The 1,151-nt window shown below is 55.3% G+C and carries 2 protein-coding genes; one reads left to right on the top strand and one right to left on the bottom strand.

From position 1 onward, the window contains the following. A partial coding sequence (locus A0J48_RS26420) for a hypothetical protein (RefSeq protein WP_234301190.1) occupies positions 1-719 on the top strand: 719 nt, incomplete at its 5' end. A gap of 241 nt (positions 720-960) precedes the next feature. Here A0J48_RS26420 and A0J48_RS27335 read toward each other — a convergent pair. Continuing rightward, positions 961-1,151, bottom strand: a 191-nt coding sequence (locus A0J48_RS27335; RefSeq protein WP_234301189.1) for a hypothetical protein, incomplete at its 5' end; no start/stop codon positions are given.

Raw genomic sequence — 1,151 nt, 5'->3', positions numbered from 1 at the left:
CCACCGAGACTGAACCGGCTGGAATGCCTACTCGAAAGTCGAAACCAGCCAACATCAAGGAACTATTCCAGCGGCTGGGTGAACCCGCGAGAGCGGTGCACGATCTAAAGGGAGTGTTCACGAAAACCAATGACTGGAGACCTTTGATCGACGCCGCTGGAAATGCACTTCGAGGTCCCGCCTTCAAGCCTGAGAACATGCCCAAAACGATGGAGTGGGCTCGAGATCGGCTCGACGGGCTCCCCGCCCAGGCACTACTTGAGCAGCTTCAAGCCGATCTACGGCGCTGCCTCCTCAAGAAGGCCGCCTTCACCCAAATGGCAGTGCTGGTCGGTTTCATGCTGGACGCATTCAAGGCCAAACCCACGAGTTCGTCGGAAAATTTCGTTACAGCGCTCCTGATGGCGATCGACGAGGAGCCGGGGTACGATGAATTTGGGAACCTCAGCAATAATTCAACACCGCAGTCCAATGGTTGGTCAGCGGAGGTCATCGCGTCGGCAACTAAGTTGGCGGTCAAAGTCAGCCCCTTCCAGCCTTCAATCTCCGAGTTTCTCGAGCTGCTCCGGCAATCGTCTCTGCAATACCACGTAGCTTTGCGAAGGGTTCAGAAACTGCTCGAGCTGACGGAGGATGCGGACCACGTCGTGCGCCTCTGTACGATTGAGGACTTGGATGCCTCTCAACCGTTGGATGACATTGATAGGGTTCCCTGGTGATGACTGAGGCCCTTGAACTCGAGGCTGATGTTCTGGAGGGCGCGCGCGAGATCGCAGCGTTTCTGTTCGGTACGGGAGCCTCTCCGAAGCGGGCATACGTAGCGATCCGGCACGGCCTGCCTGTTTGGCGAATTGGGAATCGGATATTCGCTCGGAGATCACGACTCTCCAGATGGATCGAAGAACAAGAACAGCGTCGACGCTGAGGTTCTTGAGCTGATAACCCCAGCTACGAGTGTACTTATCTGCGTTTGCCTATTACGGCAATGAGCGCACGTGGTACTAGCGCATCCATTTGGTCCACGGGACGGGCAAATCCAAATACCACTTGCGAACGCCCATTTATGTTCTCGTTGTGCTTGAAGCTATAAAACGCAAGCCCCCCTGAATCGCGCATGGCCGTAACATCAATTTCAACGATCGAAGACATAG

The sequence above is a fragment of the Sphaerospermopsis aphanizomenoides BCCUSP55 genome (assembly GCF_001586785.1).
Lineage (GTDB): Bacteria > Cyanobacteriota > Cyanobacteriia > Cyanobacteriales > Nostocaceae > Sphaerospermopsis_A > Sphaerospermopsis_A aphanizomenoides_A.
Note: the sequence above shows the minus strand (reverse complement) of the source record. Positions and strands in the feature narration are given on the sequence as shown.